19 protein-coding genes are annotated in these 25,997 nt (G+C 59.9%); 8 read left to right on the plus strand and 11 right to left on the minus strand.

What is annotated here, in order from left to right; all coding sequences use genetic code 11:
* Positions 1 to 16 precede the first annotated feature (16 nt).
* A complete protein-coding gene (gene cspD, locus J0F90_RS08330) occupies positions 17 to 238 on the minus strand; it encodes a cold shock-like protein CspD (protein WP_004928349.1) in 222 nt (73 codons plus the stop codon).
* Positions 239 to 593: 355 nt separating this feature from the next.
* Here cspD and clpS point away from each other — a divergent pair, with 355 nt between their 5' ends.
* On the plus strand, positions 594 to 914 hold the full coding sequence (gene clpS, locus J0F90_RS08335; RefSeq protein WP_004928347.1) for an ATP-dependent Clp protease adapter ClpS: 321 nt from the start codon (positions 594 to 596) through the stop codon (positions 912 to 914).
* Positions 915 to 941: 27 nt separating this feature from the next.
* Positions 942 to 3,221, plus strand: a complete 2,280-nt coding sequence (clpA, locus tag J0F90_RS08340) for an ATP-dependent Clp protease ATP-binding subunit ClpA (protein WP_004928343.1) — start codon at positions 942 to 944, stop codon at positions 3,219 to 3,221.
* A 205-nt stretch (positions 3,222 to 3,426) separates the two neighbouring features.
* Here the strand turns inward: clpA and infA are convergent, their stop codons facing one another.
* From infA to trxB, 5 genes are all read right to left on the minus strand, one after another.
* On the minus strand, positions 3,427 to 3,645 hold the full coding sequence (infA, locus tag J0F90_RS08345; RefSeq protein ID WP_002211347.1) for a translation initiation factor IF-1: 219 nt from the start codon (positions 3,643 to 3,645) through the stop codon (positions 3,427 to 3,429).
* Between the two features lie 105 nt (positions 3,646 to 3,750).
* Positions 3,751 to 4,476 (minus strand): leucyl/phenylalanyl-tRNA--protein transferase, encoded by a 726-nt coding sequence (gene aat / locus J0F90_RS08350; RefSeq protein WP_033640822.1) that lies wholly within the window; start codon positions 4,474 to 4,476, stop codon positions 3,751 to 3,753.
* Positions 4,477 to 4,505: 29 nt separating this feature from the next.
* Positions 4,506 to 6,245, minus strand: coding sequence for a heme ABC transporter ATP-binding protein/permease CydC (cydC, locus tag J0F90_RS08355; protein WP_033640821.1), 1,740 nt, complete (start codon positions 6,243 to 6,245; stop codon positions 4,506 to 4,508).
* Positions 6,246 to 6,247: 2 nt separating this feature from the next.
* On the minus strand, positions 6,248 to 8,014 hold the full coding sequence (gene cydD, locus J0F90_RS08360; RefSeq protein ID WP_033640820.1) for a heme ABC transporter permease/ATP-binding protein CydD: 1,767 nt from the start codon (positions 8,012 to 8,014) through the stop codon (positions 6,248 to 6,250).
* Positions 8,015 to 8,251: 237 nt separating this feature from the next.
* Positions 8,252 to 9,223 (minus strand): thioredoxin-disulfide reductase, encoded by a 972-nt coding sequence (gene trxB / locus J0F90_RS08365; RefSeq protein WP_016928331.1) that lies wholly within the window; start codon positions 9,221 to 9,223, stop codon positions 8,252 to 8,254.
* Positions 9,224 to 9,877: 654 nt separating this feature from the next.
* Between trxB and lrp the strand changes: the two genes are divergently transcribed.
* The 5 genes from lrp to serS all read left to right on the plus strand — a co-directional run bounded on the left by lrp (position 9,878) and on the right by serS (position 17,757).
* Positions 9,878 to 10,372, plus strand: a complete 495-nt coding sequence (gene lrp, locus J0F90_RS08370) for a leucine-responsive transcriptional regulator Lrp (RefSeq protein ID WP_004928318.1) — start codon at positions 9,878 to 9,880, stop codon at positions 10,370 to 10,372.
* A 120-nt stretch (positions 10,373 to 10,492) separates the two neighbouring features.
* Entirely contained in the window at positions 10,493 to 14,191 is a 3,699-nt protein-coding gene (locus J0F90_RS08375; protein ID WP_033640819.1) for a DNA translocase FtsK 4TM domain-containing protein, read from the plus strand.
* A gap of 198 nt (positions 14,192 to 14,389) precedes the next feature.
* Positions 14,390 to 15,001: an outer membrane lipoprotein periplasmic chaperone LolA gene (gene lolA / locus J0F90_RS08380; RefSeq protein ID WP_015377319.1), complete on the plus strand. Its 612-nt coding sequence runs from the start codon at positions 14,390 to 14,392 to the stop codon at positions 14,999 to 15,001.
* 67 nt (positions 15,002 to 15,068) lie between these two features.
* Positions 15,069 to 16,355, plus strand: coding sequence for a replication-associated recombination protein A (locus J0F90_RS08385; RefSeq protein WP_042706225.1), 1,287 nt, complete (start codon positions 15,069 to 15,071; stop codon positions 16,353 to 16,355).
* A 109-nt stretch (positions 16,356 to 16,464) separates the two neighbouring features.
* A complete protein-coding gene (gene serS / locus J0F90_RS08390; protein ID WP_016928328.1) occupies positions 16,465 to 17,757 on the plus strand; it encodes a serine--tRNA ligase in 1,293 nt (430 codons plus the stop codon).
* Positions 17,758 to 17,810: 53 nt separating this feature from the next.
* On the opposite strand, the gene J0F90_RS08395 is transcribed toward serS, so the two are convergent.
* Positions 17,811 to 18,176 carry a DUF1801 domain-containing protein gene (locus tag J0F90_RS08395; RefSeq protein WP_033640818.1) on the minus strand — a complete coding sequence of 122 codons (366 nt, stop codon included), beginning with the start codon at positions 18,174 to 18,176 and terminating at the stop codon, positions 17,811 to 17,813.
* A gap of 163 nt (positions 18,177 to 18,339) precedes the next feature.
* On the opposite strand from J0F90_RS08395, the gene J0F90_RS08400 reads away from it, so the two are divergent.
* Entirely contained in the window at positions 18,340 to 19,491 is a 1,152-nt protein-coding gene (locus J0F90_RS08400) for an MFS transporter (RefSeq protein ID WP_028127990.1), read from the plus strand.
* A 48-nt stretch (positions 19,492 to 19,539) separates the two neighbouring features.
* Here J0F90_RS08400 and pflA read toward each other — a convergent pair whose 3' ends face one another.
* From pflA to ycaO, 4 genes are all read right to left on the minus strand, one after another.
* Positions 19,540 to 20,280 (minus strand): pyruvate formate lyase 1-activating protein, encoded by a 741-nt coding sequence (gene pflA, locus J0F90_RS08405; protein ID WP_031299859.1) that lies wholly within the window; start codon positions 20,278 to 20,280, stop codon positions 19,540 to 19,542.
* Positions 20,281 to 20,561: 281 nt separating this feature from the next.
* Complete coding sequence (pflB, locus tag J0F90_RS08410) at positions 20,562 to 22,844, minus strand: formate C-acetyltransferase (protein ID WP_016928324.1); 2,283 nt, start codon at positions 22,842 to 22,844, stop codon at positions 20,562 to 20,564.
* A 54-nt stretch (positions 22,845 to 22,898) separates the two neighbouring features.
* Positions 22,899 to 23,759 carry a formate transporter FocA gene (focA, locus tag J0F90_RS08415; protein ID WP_004928284.1) on the minus strand — a complete coding sequence of 287 codons (861 nt, stop codon included), beginning with the start codon at positions 23,757 to 23,759 and terminating at the stop codon, positions 22,899 to 22,901.
* Between the two features lie 461 nt (positions 23,760 to 24,220).
* A complete protein-coding gene (ycaO, locus tag J0F90_RS08420; protein ID WP_033640817.1) occupies positions 24,221 to 25,984 on the minus strand; it encodes a 30S ribosomal protein S12 methylthiotransferase accessory factor YcaO in 1,764 nt (587 codons plus the stop codon).
* Positions 25,985 to 25,997 lie beyond the last annotated feature (13 nt).

Below are 25,997 nucleotides of genomic sequence, written 5' to 3' on the forward strand. Positions count from 1 at the left end.
ACGCTGCCGGAAGCGTTCAGGACAGCGCCTCGCTTTCCACCGGCACAATAAGACTGGCATGGTTCCCTTTCGGCCCTTGATGCACGTCGAAACTGACCTGCTGGCCCGCCTTCAACGTTCTGTAACCATCCATCTTGATGGTGGAATAATGCGCGAAAATATCTTCGCCGCCGCCGGCTGGGCAGATGAAGCCAAAGCCTTTGGCGTTGTTAAACCATTTAACAGTACCCGTCTCCATGCTTTTACATCCCTCGCAACGCTATTTTAAGTGAGATGAATAACTGAATTCGCACCCGCCGTGGGCGGGTAGCAGGGTGGACAAGGGGTGGTTAAAAGACCACCAGCCACGAATTTACACTCTAGAGCAAATGATCGGGGCGTCAAGGGATCGGCTTTTGTCGGCGGGGAGCAGTTCACCAAAGTTTGAAGCAGGTAACGCTATTGCCACGATTCAGTCACAATTGGCCCGTTTTTTTGCGCACGTTACAGTGCGGCGGGACGATGCCGAAGATGATAAAATAGTAACTATCCCCACTTTGAATAACCGAAACCTGCCCCCATATCAGAGGGCAGAGCAGAGAAGATGAGCAGCGATGGGCAATAACAACGACTGGCTAAACTTTGAACACTTGGCCGAAGAAAAACAAATCGATGCGGTAAAACCGCCGTCTATGTATAAAGTTATACTTAACAACGACGATTACACACCGATGGAATTTGTGATTGACGTTCTGCAAAAGTTCTTTTCTTATGATATTGAACGCGCAACGCAACTGATGCTCACGGTCCACTATCAAGGCAAGGCGATCTGTGGTGTTTTTACCGCCGAGGTGGCGGAAACCAAAGTCGTCCATGTGAACCGGTACGCAAGGGAGAACGAGCATCCGTTGCTTTGTACGCTGGAAAAAGCCTGAATAAGGCAATCTATTGGGGAGGTGCTTATGCTCAATCAAGAACTGGAACTCAGTCTCAACATGGCTTTCGCCAGGGCGCGTGAGCACAGACACGAGTTTATGACCGTGGAGCACCTGTTGCTGGCGTTGCTGAGCAACCCTGCCGCGCGAGAAGCGCTCGAGGCATGTACGGTGGATCTGGCCGCGTTGCGCCAGGAGCTGGAAGCCTTCATCGAACAAACCACACCGACGCTGCCCGCCGGCGAAGAGGAGCGCGACACTCAGCCGACGCTCAGCTTCCAGCGCGTGTTGCAGCGCGCGGTCTTCCATGTGCAATCTTCCGGCCGCAGCGAAGTGTCCGGCGCCAACGTGTTGGTGGCCATCTTCAGCGAGCAGGAGTCGCAGGCGGCTTATCTGCTGCGCAAGCACGACGTCAGCCGTCTCGACGTGGTGAACTTCATTTCACATGGCACGCGTAAAGACGAGCCGGGCCAAGCGCCGAATGCGGAAAACCCGGTGAACGAAGAGCAGTCCGGAGGGGAAGACCGTATGGAAAACTTCACCACCAACCTCAATCAGTTGGCCCGTGTGGGCGGCATCGATCCGTTGATCGGCCGCGATCGTGAGCTGGAGCGCGCGATTCAGGTGCTGTGCCGCCGTCGTAAAAACAACCCGCTGCTGGTCGGCGAATCCGGCGTGGGCAAGACCGCCATCGCCGAAGGTCTGGCCTGGCGTATCGTGCAGGGCGACGTGCCGGAAGTGATGGCGGACTGCACGCTGTATTCGCTGGATATCGGTTCACTGCTGGCCGGCACCAAATACCGCGGCGACTTCGAGAAACGCTTCAAGGCGCTGCTCAAGCAGCTGGAGCAGGATCAGAACAGCATCCTGTTCATCGATGAAATTCATACCATCATCGGCGCCGGTGCGGCTTCCGGTGGGCAAGTGGATGCCGCCAACCTGATCAAACCGCTGCTGTCGAGCGGCAAGATCCGGGTGATCGGCTCGACCACCTACCAGGAGTTCAGTAACATCTTCGAAAAGGATCGCGCTTTGGCGCGCCGCTTCCAGAAGATCGATATCACCGAACCGACGGCGGAAGAGACCGTTCAGATCATCAACGGCCTGAAGGCCAAGTATGAGGCGCACCACGACGTGCGTTATACCGCCAAGGCAATCCGCGCCGCGGTGGAGCTGTCGGTGAAATACATCAACGATCGTCATCTGCCGGACAAGGCGATCGATGTGATCGACGAGGCGGGCGCCCGCAGCCGGTTGATGCCGGCCAGCAAGCGCAAGAAAACCGTCAACGTGGCCGATATCGAATCCGTGGTGGCGCGCATCGCGCGCATCCCGGAGAAAACCGTGTCGGCCAGCGATCGCGACGTGCTGAGAAACCTGGGCGATCGCTTGAAGATGCTGGTATTCGGCCAGGATCAGGCGATCGAAGCGCTGACCGAAGCGATCAAGATGAGCCGCGCTGGTCTGGGCCACGAGCGCAAGCCGGTCGGTTCCTTCCTGTTCGCCGGGCCGACCGGGGTCGGGAAAACCGAGGTCACCGTTCAGTTGGCCAAGGCGATGGATATCGAGCTGCTGCGTTTCGACATGTCCGAGTACATGGAGCGGCATACCGTCAGCCGCCTGATCGGCGCGCCTCCGGGCTACGTCGGTTACGATCAGGGCGGGCTGCTGACCGATGCGGTGATCAAGCATCCGCATGCGGTGGTGCTGCTCGATGAGATCGAGAAGGCGCATCCGGACGTGTTCAACCTGCTGCTGCAGGTGATGGACAACGGCACGCTGACCGACAACAACGGCCGCAAGGCGGATTTCCGCAATGTGATCCTGGTGATGACCACCAACGCCGGGGTGCGGGAAACCGAACGCAAGTCGATTGGTCTGGTGCAACAGGACAACAGCACCGACGCGATGGAAGAGATCAAGAAGGTGTTTACGCCGGAGTTCCGCAACCGTCTGGATAACATCATCTGGTTCAACCATCTGTCTACCGAGGTGATCCAGCAGGTGGTCGACAAGTTTATCGTCGAACTGCAGGCGCAACTGGATGCGAAGGGGGTCTCGCTGGAAGTGAGCGACGAAGCGCGCGATTGGCTGTCGGTGAAGGGTTACGACCGTGCGATGGGCGCTCGTCCGATGGCGCGAGTCATGCAGGAAAACCTGAAGAAACCGTTGGCCAACGAGTTGCTGTTCGGTTCGCTGGTGGACGGCGGTTCCGTGAAGGTCGAGCTGGACAAGGACAAGAAACAGCTGACTTACCACTTCCTCAGCGCCGCCAAGCGCAAAGCGGACGAGGGCGCGGTGCACTAAGGCCGCCTTCAGGCAAAGAAAAAGCGATGCTTCGGCATCGCTTTTTTTATGGGTGAGATTCACCGTACAACAGAAACGAGTGAGCCCTCTCAGTTTACCTGCGCACCTGCAACCCGTTATGTAACGTCGCTGCGGGGGTAAACGGAAAGGGCTCCCGAGGGATTACATCCTCGATGCCGCCAGCGTGTGGCGCGCGGTGAGCCGATTAACGGCTACGGAAGACAATGCGGCCTTTGCTCAGGTCGTACGGGGTCAGCTCTACAGTGACTTTGTCGCCCGTCAGGATGCGGATATAGTTTTTACGCATTTTACCGGAGATGTGTGCGGTTACCACGTGCCCGTTTTCCAATTCAACGCGGAACATGGTGTTCGGCAGCGTATCAAGAACGGTGCCCTGCATTTCAATATTGTCTTCTTTGGCCATCGAATCCTCTAGGTCTAACTACCTTAGTTTTTAACCGGCAAGATAATGCCGAAAAACCCCCATTATGTAAAGATGTGTCGGTGAACATTGCACCGTTTCCACCAATTAGTTTGCTGGGGAGGGCGGTTCAACCGGCTGTGGGGATATGACTTGCGGCGCCCAGCACGCCGGTGCCAAAGGCCGCCGTTGAAGGGTGCTGAGCTGCTGCAAAAATTGACGGCGCGGAATTTCACGCGCGCCAAGGCGGGCAGTGTGAGCGTTCAGCACCTGGCAGTCAATCAATTCCCCGCCATAAGCGGCAAAATGGCGGCAAAAGGCCATCAATGCGCATTTTGAGGCGTTGGTAACGCGGCTGAACATCGATTCGCCGCAGAACAACGCGCCCTGCGCCACACCGTACATGCCGCCGACCAGTTGATCATCCTGCCATACCTCCACCGAGTGCGCGTAGCCGAGGCGATGAAGATGTTGATAGGCACGCTGTACCTCCGGGCCGATCCAGGTGCCTTCATTCGGCCGGTGGGCGCAGGCGGCGATCACCGCGGCGAAGTCGTGATTAAGCGTGATGCGAAACGGATCGTGGCGAAGAAAGCGTTTCAGGCTGCGGTTGAGATGAAACTCGGCCGGGAACAGCACCGCACGCGGATCGGGTGACCACCACAGAATCGCTTCCCCCGGCGAGTACCAGGGGAAGATGCCGCGCTCGTAGGCTGCCAGCAGCCGCGGCGCCGTCAGGTCGCCGCCGATAGCCAGCAGGCCATTGGGATCGCGCAGGGCGCCCTCAGGCGAGGGAAACGCCAGCGACTGGGGGGAAAGCTTAACGATGCGCATACAGGGTTTCTGCGTCCTCTACGGGCCGATTACGGCGCCAGGTTGCTGATACGGTTGCGAAAGCGGGCATAGCGGCCCTGCTGGCGCATTAGGGCGGCGTGATCGCCCTGTTCGACAATTTGGCCGTCATCCATTACGCAAATGCGATCGAGATGCTCCAGGCCGTACAGGCGGTGCGTCACCAGGATCAGCGTCTTGCCCTGACAATGCCGGCGCAGCAGCGCCAGGATCTGCTGCTCGGTCTCGGCGTCCAGCCCTTCGGTCGGTTCGTCAAGCAACAGCAGCGGGGCAGGGTGCAGCAGCGCGCGGGCGATGCCCAGTCGGCGCTGTTCGCCGCCGGACAGCTGCCGGCCGCCTTCCCCCAGCCAGGCGTTCAGCCCGCCGTCGCTGTCCAGCAATTTGCCGAGCCCCACCTGCTGCAGCACGTCACTCAGGCGAGCGTCGCCGGCATCCGGTGCGGCCAGCCGCAGGTTTTCCCGCAGCGTATCGCTGAAGATATGCACTCGCTGGCTGACGACCGTGGTCATTCGACGCAGGGTGGTTTCATCATAATCTTCCAGCGGTTCGCCGTTGAGCAGAATTTTTCCGCCGTCGGTGCGCCAGGCGCGGGTCAGCAGCTGCAGCAGGGTGGACTTGCCGCAGCCGGTGCGGCCGAGCAAGGCGATGTGTTCGCCGGCCGCGACTTCGAGCGTGACGTCGCGCAGTACCGGCTGCGGCTGATCGGGGTAGGTGAAACTCAACTGCCGCAGGCTAAGCTGAGCCCGGTCGGCGGCGGCCGGACCGGCGGCGGGGAAGGTGACTTCCGGCTGGCGATCGATGATCTGTTTGACCCGCGTGGCGGAGGCGATCACCTGGCCGAGGTGCTGGAAGGCGCCGGCCACCGGCATCAGCGCTTCGAACGACGCCAGCGCGGCGAAGACAAACAGCGCGATCAGCGCGCCGGGTTGGGTATCGCCGCCGATGCCGGCGGCGGTCAGCCACAGCAGCAGCGTCACCGTCAGCCCGCTGGCGAGGATCATCAGCGCCTGCGCCTTGCCGCTCAGCGAGGCTTGCTGCCACTGGCGGCGTTGCCACCGCTGTTCGGTGGCGTTCAGCGTCTGGCGGAAGTCGTTGACGGCGCCGAACACCACCAGCTCCGCCTGCCCCTGCAGCCAGGCGGTCAGGTCGGTACGGTATTGGCCGCGCAGCGCGGTGAGTTGGCCGCCGATCGGTTTGCCGGCGCGGTAGAACACCGGCGGCACCAGCAGCAACAGCAGCAACAGAATGCCGCCCAACGTCAGGGCGAGCGCAGGATCCAGCCAGCTCAGGCCGTAGGTGACCACCAGGATCACCACCGCCGCGCTGATCAGCGGCGAGATCACCCGCAGATAAAGGTGATCCAGCGTGTCCACGTCCGCCACCAGGCGGTTGAGCAGGTCGGCCTGGCGGAAACGGGCGATGCCGCCCGGCGTCAGCGGCAGGATCTTGCTGAAAGTGAACACCCGCAGGTGCGACAGCACGCGGAAGGTGGCGTCGTGGCTGACCACGCGCTCGGCGTAGCGCCCGGCGGTGCGGAAGATCGCCGCGCCGCGCACGCCGGCGGCCGGCAGCATATAGTTGAAGGTCAGCAGGCCCGCCAATCCGGCCAGCGAAGAGGCGGCCAGGAACCAGCCGGAGAGCGCCAGCAGGCCGATGCTGGCCAGCAGAGTGACGATCGCCAAAAGGATGCCCAGGCTAATCAGCAGGCTATGGCGGCGATACAACGCCAAAAACGGCAGCAAAACGCGCATGATTAAAGCTCCCCGCGGCGGTGGGCGATCAGAGTGGCGAACAGGCCCGGCTGGGCGCTGAGGGTGGCGTAATTGCCCTGTTGCACGATGCGCCCGTTATCCATCACCCAAATCTGATCGTAGTCTTCGGTATCTTCCAACTGGTGCGTCACCAGCAGGGTGGTTTGCTGATGCGAAGCGGCATTCAACGCCTGCATCACCCGTTGTTCGCTATGGGCATCGAGGCTGGCGGCCGGTTCATCCAGCAGCAGCAAGCGGCGCGGGCCGATCAGCGCCCGGGCGACCGCCACGCGCTGCGCCTGGCCGACCGACAGGCGGGCGGCGTTGTCGCCCACTTCGGTGTCGAGCCCCTGCGGCAGATACGGCAACAGTTCGCTGACGTAGGCGAGTTCTACCGCCTGCTGCAGCTGCGCTTCGTCGGCCTGCGGGCAGCCCAGCAGAATATTGGCGCGCAAGGTTTGCGCCGGCAGGTGCGGGTTTTGCCCTACCCAGCTCAACTGTTGCCTCCAGTTTTCTGCGGACAGTTCACGCAGCTCGACGCCGTTGACGGTCAACGAGCCGCGGTAGGGCAGGAAGCCGAGCAGCAGATTGAGCAGCGAACTTTTGCCGGCGCCGCTCAGCCCGACCAGCGCTACGCGCTGCTGCGGTTGTAGGGTGAAACTCAGCGGCCCGGCCAGCAACACGCCGTTCGGCGACAGGATTTCCAACGCGTTCGCCTGCAGCGTCAGCGGTTGATCGGCGGGCAGCTGCCGCGTGCCGTTGCCCATCTGCTCGCCCTCGGCGCTGAGGAAGGTTTCCAGCGCTTCCGCCGCACCGACCGCCTGCGCTTTGGCATGGTAGAAGGTGCCGAGATCGCGCAGCGGTTGGAAAAACTCCGGCGCCAGAATCAGCACCAGAAAACCGGAAAACAGCGTTACGCCGAGGCCGTAGCTGCCGAAATTGAGTTCGCCGAGGTAAGAAAAGCCAAAGTACACCGCCACCACGGCGATGGAAATCGAAGCGAAGAATTCCAGCACGCCGGAAGAGAGGAAGGCCATGCGCAGCACTTCCATGGTGCGGCTGCGGAAGTCTTCGGAGGATTTGGCGATCTGCGCGGTTTCGGCCTGCGCGCGGTCGAACAGCCGCAGGGTGTCCAGGCCGCGCAGGCGGTCGAGAAAGTTGCCGCTCAATCGCGCCAGCGCCACGAAGTTGCGGCGGTTGGCGTCGGCGGCCCCCATACCGACCAGCGCCATGAACAGCGGGATCAGCGGCGCGGTCGCTAACAGAATCAAACCGGCGGCCCAATTGATCGGGAAGACGGCGATCAGGATCAGCAGCGGGATGAAGACCGCCAGATACATCTGCGGCAGATAGCGCGAGTAATAGTCCTGCATATCCTCGATCTGCTCGACGATGATGCTGGCCCAACTGCCCGCCGGTTTGCCCTGGATCCAGGCCGGGCCGAGCTGCTGCAGCTTATCCAGCACCTGCTGGCGCATGCGCTGACGGATCACCTGGCCACACAGGAAACCGACCCGCTCCCGCAGCCAGCTCAACAGCGCCCGCAATGCGAACGCGGCGGCCAGCCAGATAAACGAAGGGAGCAGCTGTTCGCGTGGGGTATGTTCGATGATCAGGGCGTGCAGCAGGCTGGCCAGCAGCCACGCCTGCGCCACGATCAGCAGGCCGCTTAACAGCCCCAACAGCATGGAAAGGCGCAGCCAACGCTGCGCCAACGAACTCTGGGTTTTAAGCCAACGGGTTAACTGTTGCTGTCTGGTTTTTTTCATCAGATATGCGTCTGCGTCGCCGGCGCCCGTTTGTTACGGGCTGGGTTAACGTACTGTTAAATAATAGTGTTTGGCGCAATCGGCGACAAACAAGCGAGGTCCCATGTTACCTCGTCACCCGGCAGACTGAAAATAATAAAGCGGGCAAATGTGGCTATAACAGACGCGAGAAGGGGGCGGAGGGGGGAAACAAAAAAAGCGGCTCGAGAGCCGCTTTTTGCCGATGATGAAAACGTCTTAGCAGACTTCTGCGCCGGCGATGCCGTCCAGGTAACGTTCTGCGTCCAGCGCCGCCATACAGCCGGTGCCGGCGGAAGTGATCGCCTGGCGGTAGACGTGATCCATCACGTCGCCTGCGGCGAAGACGCCGGGGATAGTGGTCTGGGTCGCATTGCCGTGAATGCCGGACTGTACCTTGATGTAGCCGTTTTCCAGCTCCAACTGGCCGCCGAAGATGCCGGTGTTCGGGCTGTGGCCGATAGCGATGAACACGCCGGCCAGTTCCAGTTCACGGGTTTCGTTTTCCGCTTTGGTGCTGCGGATGCGCACGCCGGTCACGCCCATTTCATCGCCCAGCACTTCGTCCAGCGTATGGTCGGTGTGCAACACGATGTTGCCGCTTTTCACTTTTTCCATCAGCCGGTCTATCAGTATCTTTTCTGAGCGGAAGCTGTCGCGACGGTGGATCAGGTGAACCTCGGCGGCGATGTTGGACAGGTACAGCGCTTCTTCAACGGCGGTGTTGCCGCCGCCGACCACCGCGACTTTCTGGTTGCGGTAGAAGAAACCGTCGCAGGTCGCGCAGGCGGAAACGCCTTTGCCCTTGAAGGCGTCTTCGGAAGGCAGGCCAAGGTAGCGGGCGGAGGCGCCGGTCGCGATGATCAGCGCGTCGCAGCTGTATTCGCCGCTGTCGCCGAACAGGCGGAACGGACGCTGCTGCAGATCGACGCTGTTGATATGATCGAAGACGATTTCAGTTTGGAACTTCTCCGCGTGCTCGCGCATGCGCTCCATCAGCGCCGGACCGGTCAGGCCGTCGGCGTCGCCCGGCCAGTTTTCCACTTCGGTGGTGGTGGTCAGCTGGCCGCCTTGCTCCAGACCGGTGATCAGCACCGGATTCAGGTTGGCGCGCGCCGCGTAGACGGCGGCGGTGTAACCGGCCGGGCCGGAGCCCAGAATCAGTAATTTGCTATGTTTAGCCGTGCCCATGAATAACCTCTTTATTCCACAATGGCGGACAATGAAGCCGATTGTAGGGAAAATGGCGCAGTAAAAAAAGCGCCGGGCGACGTTGTTAACGATTTGTATGATAGTTGTCGCCTATTAATGCACCCGCTGTCGGCAAATCGTACGCCGAACGCAGAAATTTACCTTATCAAAGCTGCATTCGGCCGCCGAATCGCCAACCGCGCAAAAACGGCGCATTCTGCGGCTTCAGCCGCTCCCCGCCGGGGTTTATCTGCCAGCGATTCATAACCAAAAATGGGATGCAGACTTTTCGTGACGGTACGTTGTTCTGATTTTGCTTCTTTTACTTTGACAATCCGCTGCGCATTTGCGAAAACATCATAGGAAGAAGAAATTATCCCCGTAACACCAGCAAATCGTACGTATTTGCGCCGCGAGGCGGCAATGCGCGATGGGTGTGCGGAGCAGAGCGCGCAAGCGTTTGCTGATTTTTTCTCGACCTAAACGTCGTTACCTGCGTCGCGCGGGGTTGGACAGACAGGCTGCGCGGCGTGGAATGATGGTAGTGAAGAAGCATATGACAGGCATCGGGTCTTCGCTTGGAACGAACCCTTACACATTGACGTTGGCTAGGGTGTGGCAAGTGCACGGAAGAAAATAAGAGAGACAATAATAATGGCAGACAACAAGAAACGCCCGGGTAAAGATCTTGACCGTATCGACCGCAACATCCTGAATGAGCTGCAGAAGGATGGGCGTATTTCGAACGTCGAGCTTTCGAAGCGCGTGGGGTTATCCCCGACACCATGTTTGGAACGCGTGCGCCGTCTTGAGCGCCAGGGTTTCATTCATGGCTATACCGCATTGCTTAACCCGCATTATCTGGATGCGTCCCTGCTGGTTTTCGTGGAGATCACGCTGAACCGCGGCGCGCCGGATGTGTTTGAGCAATTCAACTCGGCAGTGCAGAAGCTTGAAGAGATTCAGGAGTGTCATCTGGTTTCCGGCGATTTCGACTACCTGTTGAAAACCCGCGTACCGGATATGTCGGCTTACCGCAAATTGCTGGGCGAAACCTTGCTGCGTTTGCCGGGGGTTAACGACACCCGTACCTACGTAGTGATGGAAGAAGTGAAACAGAGTAACCGTCTGGTTATCAAAACACGGTAAGGTGCAGGTGCAAAACCTGATTAAATTGGTTACACTCCTGTTTATTCATACAGTTTCGGCGCCGGGGCAGTTTCTCGGCGCTGTTGCTATGTCAGCTAACAGGAACCTGGAGAGCCTTTCTTGAGCCAGGAATATACAGAAGATAAAGAAGTTACCCTGAAAAGACTCAGCAGTGGCCGGCGTTTGCTGGAAGCTGTGCTTATCGTGGTAGCGATTTTTGCCGTTTACCTCATGGCTGCGCTGGTCAGTTTCAATCCGTCTGACCCAAGCTGGTCGCAGACCGCGTGGCATGAGCCGATTCACAATCTGGGCGGCGGTGTCGGGGCCTGGTTGGCCGATACGCTGTTCTTCACCTTCGGGGTGCTCGCCTACGCGATACCGCCGATCATGCTGGTCTTGTGCTGGGCGGCTTATCGCCAACGCAGCAACAGAGACTACATCGACTATTTCGCGCTTTCCCTGCGCCTGATCGGCACCCTGGCGTTAGTGCTCACCTCCTGCGGGCTGGCGGCGCTGAACGTCGACGATCTCTATTACTTCGCTTCCGGCGGCGTGATCGGCAGCCTGCTGAGCAACGCCATGTTGCCGTGGTTCAACGGCATCGGCGCTACGCTGGCGCTGTTGTGCGTATGGGCGGCGGGGTTGACGCTGTTTACCGGCTGGTCCTGGCTGGTGATCGCCGAGAAGATCGGCGGGGCGGTGCTGGGCGTCGCGACGGTGATGACCAATCGCTCACGTCGCGAAGAGCGCTATTTTGAGGATGACGAGCGTTACGTTGACGACGAGCCTGAGCAGGCAGGGAAGGGTGCCGCCGCAGCGGTTGCCGCGACCGCCGCCGGAGCCGCGGCCGCCGATGACGACGTGCTGTTCTCCGCGCCTTCGGTCACCGAAAGCGCCAAAGCGGCAGAAGAAGATGCCGCCGATCCGTTGCTCAGCGGCCTGCGCGCCGACGATGGCGAGCTTGAAGCGGAAGCCGCACCCATCGCGCCGGCGGCTTCGCCTGCACCGGCGGTGAAGGCAGAGATCCACGAGCCCGTTGCAGCGCCGATCGCCACACAGGCTCCGTCGGTAACGGTGGCGCCGGCCGCGCCGGCCTCTGTCAATCAGCACCCGGTGAGCGCCCCGGCGCAAGACGCTACGCCGCCGCTGTATTCCTTCGAGATCCCGGAAGAAACGCCTGCGCCTAAGGCGACGCGTCCTGTCGATCCTTATCAGGATGACGATGAGCCGCGCCTCGGCAACTGGCAAGAGCCGGCCGCGCCGCAGCCGCCGGCGCGTTCTCCCTTTGATTTTACCGCCGCACAGCGTGACAGCGTCGACATCGGCAGTTCGAGCGGTTTCAGCGCCACCGGCGCCAAACCGCAGCCGGATACGGCGGCAGCCGCTGCTGCTGCGGGCGTCGCAGCGGCGACCTTTATGCCGGCCTTCACGGCGACCAGTGACGGCAATCCGCAGGTTAAGCAGGGCATCGGCCCTGAACTGCCGCGGCCGAATCCGGTGCGCATCCCGACCCGTCGCGAACTGGCTTCCTACGGCATCAAGCTGCCTTCGCAGCGTGCGGCCGAACAGGAACAGCGCCAGACAGAGGCGGAGCCTCAGCAGCCGGCGGCGGTGAACCCGCAGGATGAAGAGGCGCTACAGGAAGCCGCGCTGCGTCAGGCGTTTGCCGAGCAGCAAAGCCAGCGCTATGGCGAAAGCTACGCGCCGGAGCAGGATGATGAACAGGCTCAGCAGGAGGCTGAGCTGAGCAAAGCGTTCGCCGAGCAACAGAGCCAGCGTTACGGCGAAGATCAGCAGGACGACGAAGAGGCGCGGCAAGAGGCCGCGCTGCGTCAGGCGTTTGCCGAGCAGCAGCAGGCGCGCTACGGCCAGCAAGCATCTGCTCCGCAGGCGCCGGCCGCCAGCCCGATCGATACCCGCAATGCTTTCAGCTTCTCGCCGATGGCGGATCTGGTGGACGATGGCCCGAGCGAGCCGATGTTCACGCTGTCCCCGCAGCTTGAAGAGCGCATTGAACAGCAAAGCGAGCAAGAGGACGATGTGCCGTTCGGTCAGTTTGAGCCGGCGGCGCCGGCTGCCCAACCTCAGCAATCGCACCCGCAGCCTCAACAATACCAGCAGCCGCAGCAACAGCAGTATCAACAGCCGTCGCAGCAGCAATATCAGCAGCCGCAGCAACAGCAATATCAACAGCCGTCGCAGCAGCAATATCAGCAGCCACAGCAACCGGCGCAGCAGCAGCCTCAGCAAGCTCAGGCAGAGCAACATCCTGCGATGGACAGTCTGATTCACCCGTTCCTGATGCGCAACGATCAGCCGCTGCAGAAGCCGACCACGCCGCTGCCGACGCTGGATCTGTTGACCGAGGCGCCGAAAGAGGTGGAGCCGGTCGATTCCTTCGCGCTGGAACAGAAGGCGCGCCTGGTGGAGGCCAGCCTGGCCGATTACCGCGTGAAAGCCGACGTGGTGGACATCCTGCCGGGGCCGGTCATCACCCGCTTCGAGCTGGATCTGGCGCCGGGCGTTAAAGCGGCGCGCATTTCCAACCTGTCGCGCGATCTGGCGCGCTCGCTGTCGACTTCGGCGGTGCGCGTGGTAGAAGTGATCCCCGGCAAGCCTTATGTCGGTCTGGAGCTGCCGAACGCCAAACGGCAAACGGTGTATCTGCGTGAAGTGCTGGATTGCCCGGCTTTCCGTGACAATCCGTCGCCGCTGTCCATCGTATTGGGTAAAGACATCTCCGGCGAACCGGTCGTGGCCGATCTGGGCAAAATGCCGCACTTGCTGGTTGCCGGTACCACCGGTTCCGGTAAGTCGGTCGGGGTCAACGCCATGATCCTGAGCATCTTGTATAAGGCCACGCCGAAAGAGGTGCGCTTTATCATGATCGACCCGAAAATGCTGGAACTGTCGGTTTACGAAGGCATTCCACACCTGTTGACCGACGTGGTCACCGACATGAAAGACGCCGCCAACGCGCTGCGCTGGTGCGTGGGTGAAATGGAACGCCGCTACAAGCTGATGTCTGCCCTGGGCGTGCGTAACCTGGCCGGCTACAACGAGCGCGTCGATCAGGCCGAAGCGATGGGGCGCCCGATCCCGGATCCATTCTGGAAGCCGACCGACAGCATGGACATCACGCCGCCGGTGTTGGAGAAAGAGCCGTACATCGTAGTGATGGTCGACGAATTCGCCGATCTGATCATGACGGTCGGCAAGAAGGTCGAAGAGCTGATCGCTCGCCTGGCGCAGAAAGCGCGTGCGGCGGGCATCCATCTGGTGCTGGCGACCCAGCGTCCTTCGGTGGATGTGATCACCGGCCTGATCAAGGCCAACATTCCGACGCGCATCGCCTTTACCGTGTCGAGCAAGATCGACTCCCGCACCATCCTCGATCAGGGGGGCGCCGAGTCCTTGCTGGGCATGGGTGACATGCTCTATCTGGCGCCGAACTCCTCGATCCCGGTGCGCGTGCATGGCGCATTCGTGCGCGATCAGGAAGTGCACGCGGTGGTCAAGGATTGGAAAGCGCGCGAGCGGCCCCAATATAAAGAGGGCATTCTCAGCGGCGGCGAAGACGGCGAGGGCGGTGCCGGCGGCGGCATGGACGGCGACGAAGAGCTGGATCCGCTGTTTGACCAGGCGGTGGATTTCGTGGTGGATAAACGCCGCGCCTCCATCTCCGGCGTACAGCGCCAGTTCCGCATCGGCTATAACCGCGCGGCGCGCATCATCGAACAGATGGAGGCGCAGGGCATCGTCAGCGAGCAGGGGCATAACGGCAACCGCGAGGTGCTGGCGCCGCCGCGGCACGATTGATGGTCGTTTAGCCATTGCAATTTAATAAGAAAGGGCCGCTTAAGCGGCCCTTGTGCAAAGAAGCGTAAACCCGTTTCTTCTCGGAACATTGGCCTACCGGCCGATCGCCGGCTTCAGGTAAAGTAACGGGAGTAAAGGGTTGATTGGCCCGCACGGCGTCGCCCTGCGGTTAACGCATTTCATAAGGTATCTGGAATAATGAAAAAACTGTTAGTTGCCTGCTGTCTGCTTTCGGGATTCGCTTCTACCTCCGTGCTGGCCGACGCCGCACAGGATCTGCAAAGTCGCCTGGCGAAGGTGAACAGTTTCCACGCCAGCTTCTCGCAAACCGTGACCAGCGCCGAAGGCGCCGCGGTGCAACAGGGTGAAGGCGAGCTGTGGGTGAAGCGGCCGAACCTGTTCAACTGGCACATGACGTCACCCGATGAGAGCGTGCTGGTCTCCGATGGTCAAACCCTGTGGTTTTACAACCCGTTCGTCGAGCAGGTGACGGCGACCTGGCTGAAGAACGCCACCGGCAATACGCCGTTTATGCTGATCACCCGCAATAACGCCAGCGACTGGAAACAGTACAACGTGAAGCAAAAGGGCGATGATTTTGAATTAACGCCAAAATCCGCCAGCGGCAACCTGAAGCAATTCGCCATCAGCGTGACCAACAGCGGCACCATCCGCAGCTTCGCCGCGGTGGAGCAGGATGGCCAGCGTAGTGCTTATACGCTGAAAAGCCAGCAGAACGTCGCCGCCGATCCGGCCAAATTCAAATTTACCCCGCCGAAGGGGGTGACGCTGGACGACCAGCGCCAGTGAGGTGCAAGTGAGTAATAATCTGTCGCTCGATTTTTCCCAGAACGAGTTCCAGCCGTTGGCCGCGCGCATGCGGCCGACCACGCTGGCGCAGTATATCGGCCAGCAACACCTGCTGGCCGCCGGCAAGCCGCTGCCGCGCGCCATTGAGGCCGGGCAACTGCACTCGATGATTTTATGGGGGCCGCCGGGCACCGGGAAGACGACGTTGGCAGAGCTGATCGGCCGTTATGGCCAGGCGGATGTCGAACGGATCTCTGCCGTGACCTCCGGCATCAAGGAGATCCGCGAGGCGATTGAGCGGGCGCGGCAAAACCGCGACGCCGGCCGCCGCACCATCCTGTTCGTCGACGAAGTGCACCGCTTTAACAAAAGCCAGCAGGACGCTTTCCTGCCGCATATCGAAGACGGCACCATCACCTTTATCGGCGCCACCACCGAAAACCCGTCGTTCGAACTGAACTCGGCGCTGTTGTCCCGCGCCCGCGTTTACCTGCTGAAGGCGCTGACCGCCGAAGATATCGGCCAGGTGCTGGATCAGGCGATGAGCGACAAGGCGCGCGGCTTTGGCAATCAGAACGTCGAGCTGCCCGCGGAAACGCGCCGCCTGCTGTCGGAGTTGGTGGGCGGCGATGCGCGCCGGGCGCTGAACAGCCTGGAAATGATGGCGGACATGGCGGAGATCGATGCCAAAGGCGTGCGGGTGCTGACGCCGGAGTTGCTGAAAGAGGTGTCGGGCGAGCGCAGCGCGCGCTTCGACAACAAGGGCGACCGTTATTACGACCTGATTTCCGCGCTGCATAAATCAGTGCGCGGTTCGGCGCCGGACGCCGCGCTGTACTGGTATGCGCGCATCATTACCGCCGGCGGCGATCCGCTCTATGTGGCGCGCCGTCTGTTGGCGATTGCCTCTGAAGACGTGGGCAACGCCGATCCGCGCGGCATGCAGGTGGCGATCGCCGCCTGGGATTGCTTCACCCGCGTGGGGCCGGCCGAGGGCGAACGCGCCATCGCGCAGGCGATTGTTTACCTGGCCTGCGCGCCGAAAAGCAATGCGGTTTACACCGCGTTCAAGGCCGCCATGCGCGATGCCAAAGAGCAGGCCGATTATGACGTGCCGGAGCACCTGCGCAACGCGCCGACCAAGCTGATGAAGGAGATGGGGCTGGGGGCGGAATACCGTTACGCCCACGACGAACCCAACGCCTACGCCGCCGGTGAGAGCTATTTCCCGCCCGAAATGGCCCATACGCGCTACTACCAACCGACCTCGCGCGGGCTGGAAGGGAAAATCGGCGAAAAGTTGGCATGGCTGGCTGAGCAGGATCAAAATAGCCCGACAAAACGCTACCGCTAGCGTGGCCGTTGCGGTAAGGTTAGCGGGTATCACTCTTCTTTTATGCGGCTATAAATCAGCCGCATAGAACAACAACACTTCTTTCAATAACAACAAGCACAGGATTAGCATGCTCGATCCCAATCTGCTGCGTAATGAGCTAGACGCAGTCGCCGTCAAACTGGCTCGCCGAGGCTTTAAACTCGATCTGGATCTGCTGCGTTCGCAGGAAGAACGCCGCAAAGTTCTGCAGGTAGAAACTGAAACGCTGCAAGCGGAACGCAACTCCCGATCGAAATCCATCGGCGCGGCCAAAGCGCGTGGGGAAGACATCGAGCCGCTGCGTCGCGAAGTGAACGAGCTGGGTGACAAGCTGGATGCCGCCAAGGCGGCGCTGGATGCGCTGCAAAGCGAGATCCGCGATTACGCTCTGACGCTGCCTAACCTGCCGGACGACGCGGTGCCGGATGGTAAAGACGACAGCGAAAACCTGGAAGTCACCCGCTGGGGCGAACCGCGCCAGTACGACTTCGCGGTGCGCGATCACGTCGATCTGGGCGAAATGGCCGGCGGGCTGGATTTTGCCGCCGCGGTTAAGCTGACCGGTTCGCGTTTCGTGGTCATGAAAGGGCAAATCGCCCGCATGCACCGCGCGCTGTCCCAGTTCATGCTGGATCTGCACACCGAGCAGCACGGCTACCTGGAGGCCTACGTACCTTATCTGGTCAACCACGCCACGCTGTATGGCACCGGCCAACTGCCGAAGTTCGGCGAAGATCTGTTCCATACCCGCCCGCTGGAAGAAGAAGCCGACAGCAGCAACTACGCGCTGATCCCAACGGCGGAAGTGCCGCTGACCAACCTGGTGCGCGACGAGATCGTGGAAGAGGAAACTCTGCCGCTGAAGATGACCGCGCACACGCCATGCTTCCGTGCGGAAGCCGGTTCTTACGGTCGCGATACCCGCGGTTTGATCCGCATGCACCAGTTCGACAAGGTCGAGATGGTGCAGATCGTCCGTCCGGAAGATTCGATGGATGCCCTGGAAGAGCTGACCGGCCACGCGGAAAAAGTGCTGCAGCTGCTGAACCTGCCTTACCGCAAGGTGCTGCTGTGCACCGGCGATATGGGCTTCGGCGCATGCAAGACCTACGATCTGGAAGTGTGGCTGCCGGCGCAGAACACCTACCGCGAGATCTCGTCCTGCTCCAACATGTGGGACTTCCAGGCGCGTCGCATGCAGGCGCGTTGCCGCAGCAAGGCCGACAAGAAGCCGCGTCTGGTTCACACGCTGAACGGCTCCGGCCTGGCGGTCGGCCGTACGCTGGTGGCGGTGCTGGAAAACTACCAGCAGGCCGACGGTCGCATTCAGGTGCCTGAAGTGCTGCGTCCTTATATGGGCGGCCTGGAATACATCGGCTAAACGGCAAGCTACGAGAAAAAAGCGCCTGCGGGCGCTTTTTTTATGTCGAGAATTCAGTCTGTCGCCAGCGCGTAGGCCTGTTTAATGTAGTCCGCCAGATGCTTGCTTTTCACCTCGGCGAGCGAGTGGAGCTTGATGTGCCGCCGATATTGGCCGTTGCCTTCAAGTTGCTGATAGCGATCTTCCAGTCGGTGCCCTTGGCCGAATTCCACCGTGACGTGACTGCGGTAGGCGAAAACGCCGCAGAAAAATTGAGTATGCGAGAACATGATGCCGCCGTATTTGACCGATTCGGTGACGCCACTGCCGCTCGCCGTGGCGACCCGGCGCACCTGTTGTACGATCTCCAGCAGCTCGCCGTGCGTGCTGCCGATGTCTGCCAGCAAGGTCTCGACCGCCGCATTATTTGCCTGACTCATCTCGCTTCTCCGTCGTTAAATTCGCTCTGCGCTGAGCATAGCGCTTTTTCAGCCGCTTAGCCGGAAACAAATCGTGCGCTGGAATGATAAGAGGCGATTGACTTTTTTATCGCCAGTGGCATGATGCGCGCACTCTCATTGCGCGTTCGGTCACAATTTCACTATGTCCGCATACTCCCGCCCAGTGCTCCTATTGCTCTGCGGCCTTTTGCTGCTCACGGTATCCATTGCCGTTTTGAATACGTTAGTGCCGCTTTGGTTAACCCATGCCCAGCTGTCAACCTGGCAGGTGGGCATGGTCAGCTCCTCTTATTTCAGCGGTAACCTGTTGGGCACGTTGGTGGCGGGCAGACTGATCCAGCGCGTCGGCTTTACCCGCAGCTATCATCTTTCTTGTCTGGTGTTCGCCGCGGCGACCGCCGGCATGGTGCTGTCGATCGATTTCTGGAGCTGGCTGGGCTGGCGCTTCTTCGCCGGCGTCGGTTGCGCCTGGATCTGGGTGATCGTGGAGAGCGCGCTGTTGCGCAGCGGTAACCTGAGCAACCGTGGCCAGCTGCTGGCGGCCTATATGATAGTCTATTACCTCGGTACGGTGACCGGCCAATTGCTGTTGAGCATGACCTCGACCGAATTGCTGCACGTGGTGCCGTGGGTGACCGCCATTGTGATCAGCGCGATGTTGCCAATGCTGTTCGCGCGGGTCAACCGCCATGAAGACGAGCCGCAGCAGGCGGCGGTATGGACAATGTTGAGACGCCGCAGCGCGCGCCTCGGCATCAACGGCTGCATCATCTCCGGCATCGTGCTCGGTTCGCTGTATGGCCTGATGCCGCTGTATCTCTCCCATCAGGGCATGAGTGACGCCAACGTGGGTTACTGGATGGCGCTGCTGGTCAGCTCCGGCATCGTCGGGCAATGGCCGGTCGGGCGCCTGGCCGATCGTTACGGGCGCCTGCTGGTGCTGCGCATTCAGGTGTTCGTGGTGATCCTCGCCAGCGTGGCGATGCTCGGCAACTACGCCATGGCGCCTTCGCTGTTCATCCTCGGCTGCGCTGGCTTTACCCTTTACCCGGTGGCGATGTCCTGGGCCTGCGAGAAGGCAATGCCGCACGAACTGGTGGCGATGAACCAGGCGCTGCTGATGAGTTACACCATCGGCAGCCTGCTGGGCCCATCGATGACGGCGCTGCTGATGCAAAACTACTCCGATCGCGTGCTGTTCGTGATGATCGCCGCCGTGGCGCTGGTTTACCTGCTGATGCTGCTGAAAAAGCAAAAGCCGGATCGCCACCACACGCCGTTCGCCGCCGCCTGAGCATAAAAAAACCGGCCATGAGCCGGTTTTTCTTTTGGCGTGCGCCAATCAGTAAATCACTTTGTGGCCGTAGCTTTCCAGGATGCCTTTGACGCGATCCATGGTCTCGGCCTTCGGCGGATGTACGCCGTCCAGTTTGTACTCTTCCCCCATCGCTATCCATTTGTGCTTGCCCAGCTCGTGGTAAGGCAGCAGCTCGATTTTCTCGATGTTGGTCATGTCTTTGGTGAACTCGCCCAGCAGGTGCGCCGATTTATCGTCGTCTGACCAGCCCGGCACCACCACGTAACGGATCCAGGTGCGCTGGTTGCGTTTCGCCAGATAGCGGGCGAATTCCAACGTGCGGTGGTTGGAGACGCCGACCAGATTCTGGTGGATCTCGTCGTTCATCTGTTTCAGATCCAGCATCACCAGATCGGTGGTGTCCAGCAATTCGTCGATCACCGGATCGTAGCGGCGTACAAAGCCATTGGTGTCCAGGCAGGTGTTGATGCCTTCGGCATGGCAGGCGCGGAACCAGTCGCGCACGAATTCAGCCTGCAGGATCGCCTCGCCGCCGGACGCGGTCACGCCGCCGCCGGAAGCGTTCATGAAGTGGCGGTAGGCCACCGCGTCTTTCATCAGCTCTTCGACGGTCACTTCTTTGCCGCCGTGGGTGTCCCAGGTGTCACGGTTATGGCAATAGAGGCAGCGCATCAGGCAGCCCTGGAAGAAGACGATAAAGCGGATCCCGGGCCCATCGACGGTGCCGCAGGATTCGAAGGAGTGGATGCGACCAGTTACTGACATTGCGGGGTTTTCTCCAATATGGACTGTCAAACGCAGTCTAAAAATAGGCGCGTGGCCGCCGGCCAGGTATCTGCGATGCAGCGGCGGGGGATCCGCCACCGGGGGTAATGATGCCTGTCGGCCGGTCAGTTGCCGGATAACTGTTTTGCCGGCTATCCATTTCAGTATAGATGTCCGGCAAAACAGACTCGTACAGAGTCAGGGGAGAGCGGTGGGAGAAAAGGGCCGGCAGAACCGGCCCTGACGTTGGCACCGGGCGGTTTCCCGCCCGGTCGGCGTTATTACATCGTTTGAGTGAAGGTACGAGTAATGACGTCCTGCTGTTGCTCTTTGGTCAGCGAGTTGAAGCGCACGGCGTAACCGGAGACGCGGATGGTCAGCTGAGGGTATTTCTCAGGGTTTTCCATCGCGTCCAGCAGCATTTCGCGGTTCATTACGTTGACGTTCAGGTGCTGGCCGCCTTCGATGGAGGCTTCATGGTGGAAGTAACCATCCATCAGGCCCGCCAGGTTGGCTTTACGCACGTCGTCGTCTTTACCCAGCGCGTTAGGCACGATGGAGAAGGTGTAGGAGATCCCGTCTTTCGCGTAGGCAAACGGCAGTTTGGCTACCGAGGTCAGGGAGGCTACTGCGCCTTTCTGGTCGCGGCCGTGCATCGGGTTGGCGCCTGGGCCGAATGGTGCGCCGGCGCGGCGGCCATCCGGGGTGTTACCGGTTTTCTTGCCGTACACCACGTTGGAGGTGATGGTCAGTACGGACTGAGTCGGTACTGCGTTGCGGTAGGTGCGCAGTTTCTGAATTTTCTTCATGAAACGTTCCACCAGGTCGCAGGCGATGTCATCGACGCGGGCGTCGTTGTTACCGAACTGCGGATACTCGCCTTCCACTTTGAAGTCGATAGCCAGGCCGTCTTCGTCGCGAATGGTGGTGACTTTCGCGTACTTGATGGCGGACAGGGAGTCGGCCGCAACGGACAGACCGGCGATGCCGCAAGCCATGGTGCGATAAACGTCACGGTCATGCAGCGCCATCAGCGCAGCTTCGTAGCTGTACTTGTCGTGCATGTAGTGAATGATGTTCAGCGCGGTCACGTACTGCTTGGCCAGCCAATCCATAAAGTGGTCCATGCGCGCCATGACTTTGTCATAGTCCAGCACTTCGTCCATCATCGGCGCTTCTTTCGGGCCGACCTGCATTTTCAGTTTTTCGTCAACGCCGCCGTTGATGGCGTACAGCATGGTTTTCGCCAGGTTGGCGCGGGCGCCGAAGAACTGCATTTGTTTGCCGACGATCATCGGGCTGACGCAGCAAGCGATGGCATAGTCATCGTTGTTGAAGTCAGGGCGCATCAGGTCGTCGTTTTCGTACTGAACGGAAGAGGTGTCGATGGACACTTTCGCCGCGAATTTCTTGAAGTTCAGCGGCAGCTTCTCAGACCACAGGATGGTCATGTTCGGCTCCGGCGACGGCCCCATGGTGTACAGGGTGTTCAGGAAGCGGAAGCTGTTTTTGGTGACCAGGGTACGGCCGTCGACGCCCATACCGGCCAGGGACTCAGTCGCCCAGATTGGGTCGCCGGAGAACAGCTCATCGTACTCAGGGGTACGCAGGAAGCGCACCATACGCAGTTTCATCACCAGGTGGTCGATCAGTTCCTGCGCTTGTTCTTCGGTCAGTTTGCCCGCCTTGATGTCGCGTTCGATGAACACGTCGAGGAAGGTGGACACGCGGCCGAAGGACATGGCGGCGCCGTTCTGGGATTTCACCGCGGCCAGGTAGCCGAAGTAGGTCCACTGCACCGCTTCTTGCGCGCTGGTGGCCGGGCCGGAGATGTCGTAGCCGTATTTGGCGGCCATCTCTTTGATCTGAGCCAGTGCGCGGTGCTGTTCAGCGATCTCTTCGCGCAGCTGGATGGTCATTTCCAGGTCTTCGCCGTTTTCCAGTTTTTCCTGCAGCGATTTGAACTGGTTCAGTTTGTCGGCCATCAGGAAGTCGATGCCGTACAGCGCCACGCGGCGGTAGTCGCCGATGATGCGGCCGCGGCCGTAGGCGTCTGGCAGACCGGTCAGCACGCCGGATTTACGGCAGTTCAGGATGTCTTTGGTGTAAACGTCGAATACGCCCTGGTTGTGGGTTTTACGGTATTCGGTGAACACTTTTTTCAGCTGCGGATCCAGCTCGCGGCCGTACACTTTGCACGAACCTTCGACCATTTTGATGCCGCCGAACGGGATCAGCGCGCGTTTCAGAGGGGCGTCGGTCTGCAGACCCACGATGGTTTCCAGCTCTTTGGCGATGTAACCCGCGTCGTGAGAAATGATGGTTGAAGCAACGTTGGTGTCGAAATCAACCGGCGCATGAGTGCGGTTTTCCAGTTTGATCCCTTCCATAACCTTGTCCCACAAGGTGGTGGTGGCTTGAGTTGCGCCAGCCAGGAAGGATTCGTCACCTTCATAAGGCGTGTAGTTTTTCTGGATGAAGTCACGAACGTTGACTTCATTCTGCCAGTCACCCTTGCTGAAACCTTCCCAAGCGTTGGCTAATTTCTCGTTAAGTTCGGTCATTGTACACCTACCTTTGATTGTGGATTTCTAACTCTGCGCGCGGTAACTCACAGCTTAGTGCTGTTCGCGGCCCCCGCGCAGATAAATTACCCAGTAAGTCAACCCAACCAGCAGACCGCCGCCGATGATGTTACCGAGGGTGACCGGAATCAGGTTGTCGATGATGAAGTTGCTTACTGTCAGATGAGCGAATTGCTCAGGTACCGCCCCTACGGCTTGCCAGAATTCCGGCGTGGCGAAGTGTTTGACCACGATGCCCATAGGGATCATAAACATGTTGGCGATGCTGTGTTCGAAGCCGCTGGCGACAAACATACCGACCGGCAGCACCATGGCGAGCATCTTGTCGGTCAGGGTGCGGCCGGAGTAGCTCATCCAGACCGCCAGGCAGACCATCAGGTTAGCCAGAATGCCGAGGCAGACGGCTTCGATAAAGGTGTGATGCAGCTTGTGGTCCGCGGTTTGCAGAACATTCAGGCCCCACTGGCCGTTGGCGACCATATACTCGCCGGAGAACCAGATCAGCGCCACGAAGAACAGCGCGCCGACCAGGTTGCCGAGATAAACGTTCAGCCAGTTGGCGCCCAGCTGGCCCCAACTGATGCGGCCGCTGGCCTTGGCGATGACGATAAGTACGGTAGAAGTGAACAGGTCGGCGCCCGACACCACCACCAGCATTAACCCGAGAGAGAAGCAGATGCCGCCGACCAGTTTCGCCAGCCCGAAAGGCACGCCGGCGGTGCCGGTGGTCGCCGTGATGTAGAAGACGAAGGCGATGGAAATGAAGACACCGGCGGTGATCGCCAAATAAAACGTTTTCAGCGGATGTTTGGTGGCTTTATACACGCCGGCATCTTCAGCGATTTTCGCCGTTGCCGCAGGTAAAATCAGATCGAATGGGCTGTCAGTTTTCAAACTAACTCTCGCTCTTAAGGGTTAAAACAACGCAATGAGATACTAGCAAAGCAGTATAGGGGAAAATTTGATTTGGATCATAAGGCGGGGAAGTAGAGCGGCGAAATGGCGTGTTTTTTGTGTGGTTTTTGTGGTTAATTTATTGATTTTTAATCAAAAACATTTTTTTAATGTTTGCAAATTTTTTTGAATCCACCGAATGGTCGGCGTAGAGTAAAGTTAAATTTTTAGGCGTTTTGTCGCCGCGCGGCGCTGAAAGTTTAATTATCGGTTAATTATTATTTCACCGTCCGGCAACAATTGACGGTTTATTTATTTTTATGGCCGTTTAACCGCCTATTTCCCGGCGAAAAAATAAAACCGAATGCGTTGAAATAAACCGCAAAAATGAAAACGCCGCAACGGAGTGCGGCGTTTGGCAACAGGGGTACTCCCAAAGTGGTGGCACCCCCTGATGATGCTTAGGCCTTGGCCCAGTGGCGGCGTTTGGCCGCCTGCAGCTTCTCGTAAGCCGCCAGCAGCGCCTGATGCGCCGGCAGCGCCTTCAGATCGGCATCGACGGCGAACAGCCCGTTGAAGCGCTCTTCACCGCTGATGGCGGCGGAGGCGGCGTCGACCGCTTCCTGGCCGTACATTTTCACGAACGCGGTATAGTATTGCGCCGCTTCGCGTTCAGGCTCCTGCGCCAGCAGCAGCAGCGTTTGCAGGCAGCGGTAGTAGTTGCTGCGCGCCGGGCTCAGCACCGAGGCGTTGAAGTCCTGCGTCCATTCGGTCCAGATCAGCGCCTGATCCAGATCGCCGCCCGCCAGCGCCAGCATCGACTTCAGCTCGCCCACGCGCAGGGTATGCCAGGCGTTGTCTTTGCCGCTGGCAATGCCCAGCAGTTCGCGTACGCGGGTGAAATCGTCCAGCCCTTCGTCGTCCAGCTGCTCGATCAGCGCCAGGTATTCTTCCGGCTCCCACTCGCTGCCCGGCAGCGCCAGCAGCGTATCGCGCAGGTGCGCGCCCATGCTGTTGTTGGCCAGCAGCAGGTCTTCCGCCGGGTAGATATCGGACATGCCCGGCACGATGATGCGGCAAGCGTAGACGCCCAGGTGCTCGTAGTCGGCGATGTACACTTCCGCGTCTTCCTTGTCGAAGATGCTCATCAGGGTGGCGAACTCTTCCTGCGTGCTGCCGCTGAAGTTCCAGTCAACGAACGGGTAATCGGCATCCTGTTTGAACAGATCCCAGGAGATCAGGCCGCTGGAGTCGATGAAGTGCGTTTCCAGGTTGGTGTGTTCCGCCACTTCTTCGTCATCGAAGGTCGGCGCGGTGAACACGTCGAGATCTTTCAGGCTGCGGCCCTGCAGCAGTTCGGTTACCGTGCGCTCCAGCGCCACGCCGAAGTCAGGATGCGCGCCGAATGAAGCGAAGCAGGTGCCGTTGGTCGGGTTGAACAGCACCACGCAGATCACCGGGTAGTTGCCGCCCAGCGAGGCGTCATAGGAGAGGATCGGGAAACCTTCCTCTTCCAACTTGGCGATGGCTTCCACCACGCCCGGGTAGCGGTTCAGCACTTCGTCCGGGATCGCCGGCAGGCTGATGGATTCGGCGATGATGCGGTTTTTCACATAACGCTCGAACACTTCCGACAGGCCCTGCACGCGCGCTTCGTTGGCGGTGTTGCCGGCGGACATGCCGTTGGAAACATACAGGTTGCCGATGATATTCATCGGGATGTACACGGTTTGCTGGTCGGACTGACGGGTAAACGGCAGCGCGCACACGCCGCGATCGGCGTTGCCGGACTGCAGATCGACCAGATCGCTGGCGCTCAGCTCTTGCTGCGGATCGTAGAAGGCGTGCAGGCGTTCGTCGAGGATGCCGGCCGGCAGCGCGTCGTCTTCAGGGATCGGGAACCATTTCTCATTCGGGTAGTGCACGAAGTCGCCTTCGGCGATCTGCCGGCCCAGATAGAAATCGGCAAAGAAGTAGTTGGTGGACAGGCGCTCGAAATATTCACCCAGCGCGGAGGCCAGCGCGGCTTTTTTGCTGGCGCCTTTGCCGTTGGTGAAGCACAGCGGGCAATCGCGATCGCGAATGTGCACCGACCACACGTGCGGCACCGGGTTCAGCCAGGAGGCTTCTTCGATGTTGAAACCGAGGTCGCTCAGTTTCTGCTGGAAACGGGCGATGGAGTCTTCCAGGGCGGCGTCTTTACCGGGGATAAAAGTTTGCGTCATTGTCTTCACTTTT

The organism is Serratia marcescens subsp. marcescens ATCC 13880 (assembly GCF_017299535.1).
Classification (GTDB): Bacteria; Pseudomonadota; Gammaproteobacteria; order Enterobacterales; family Enterobacteriaceae; genus Serratia; species Serratia marcescens.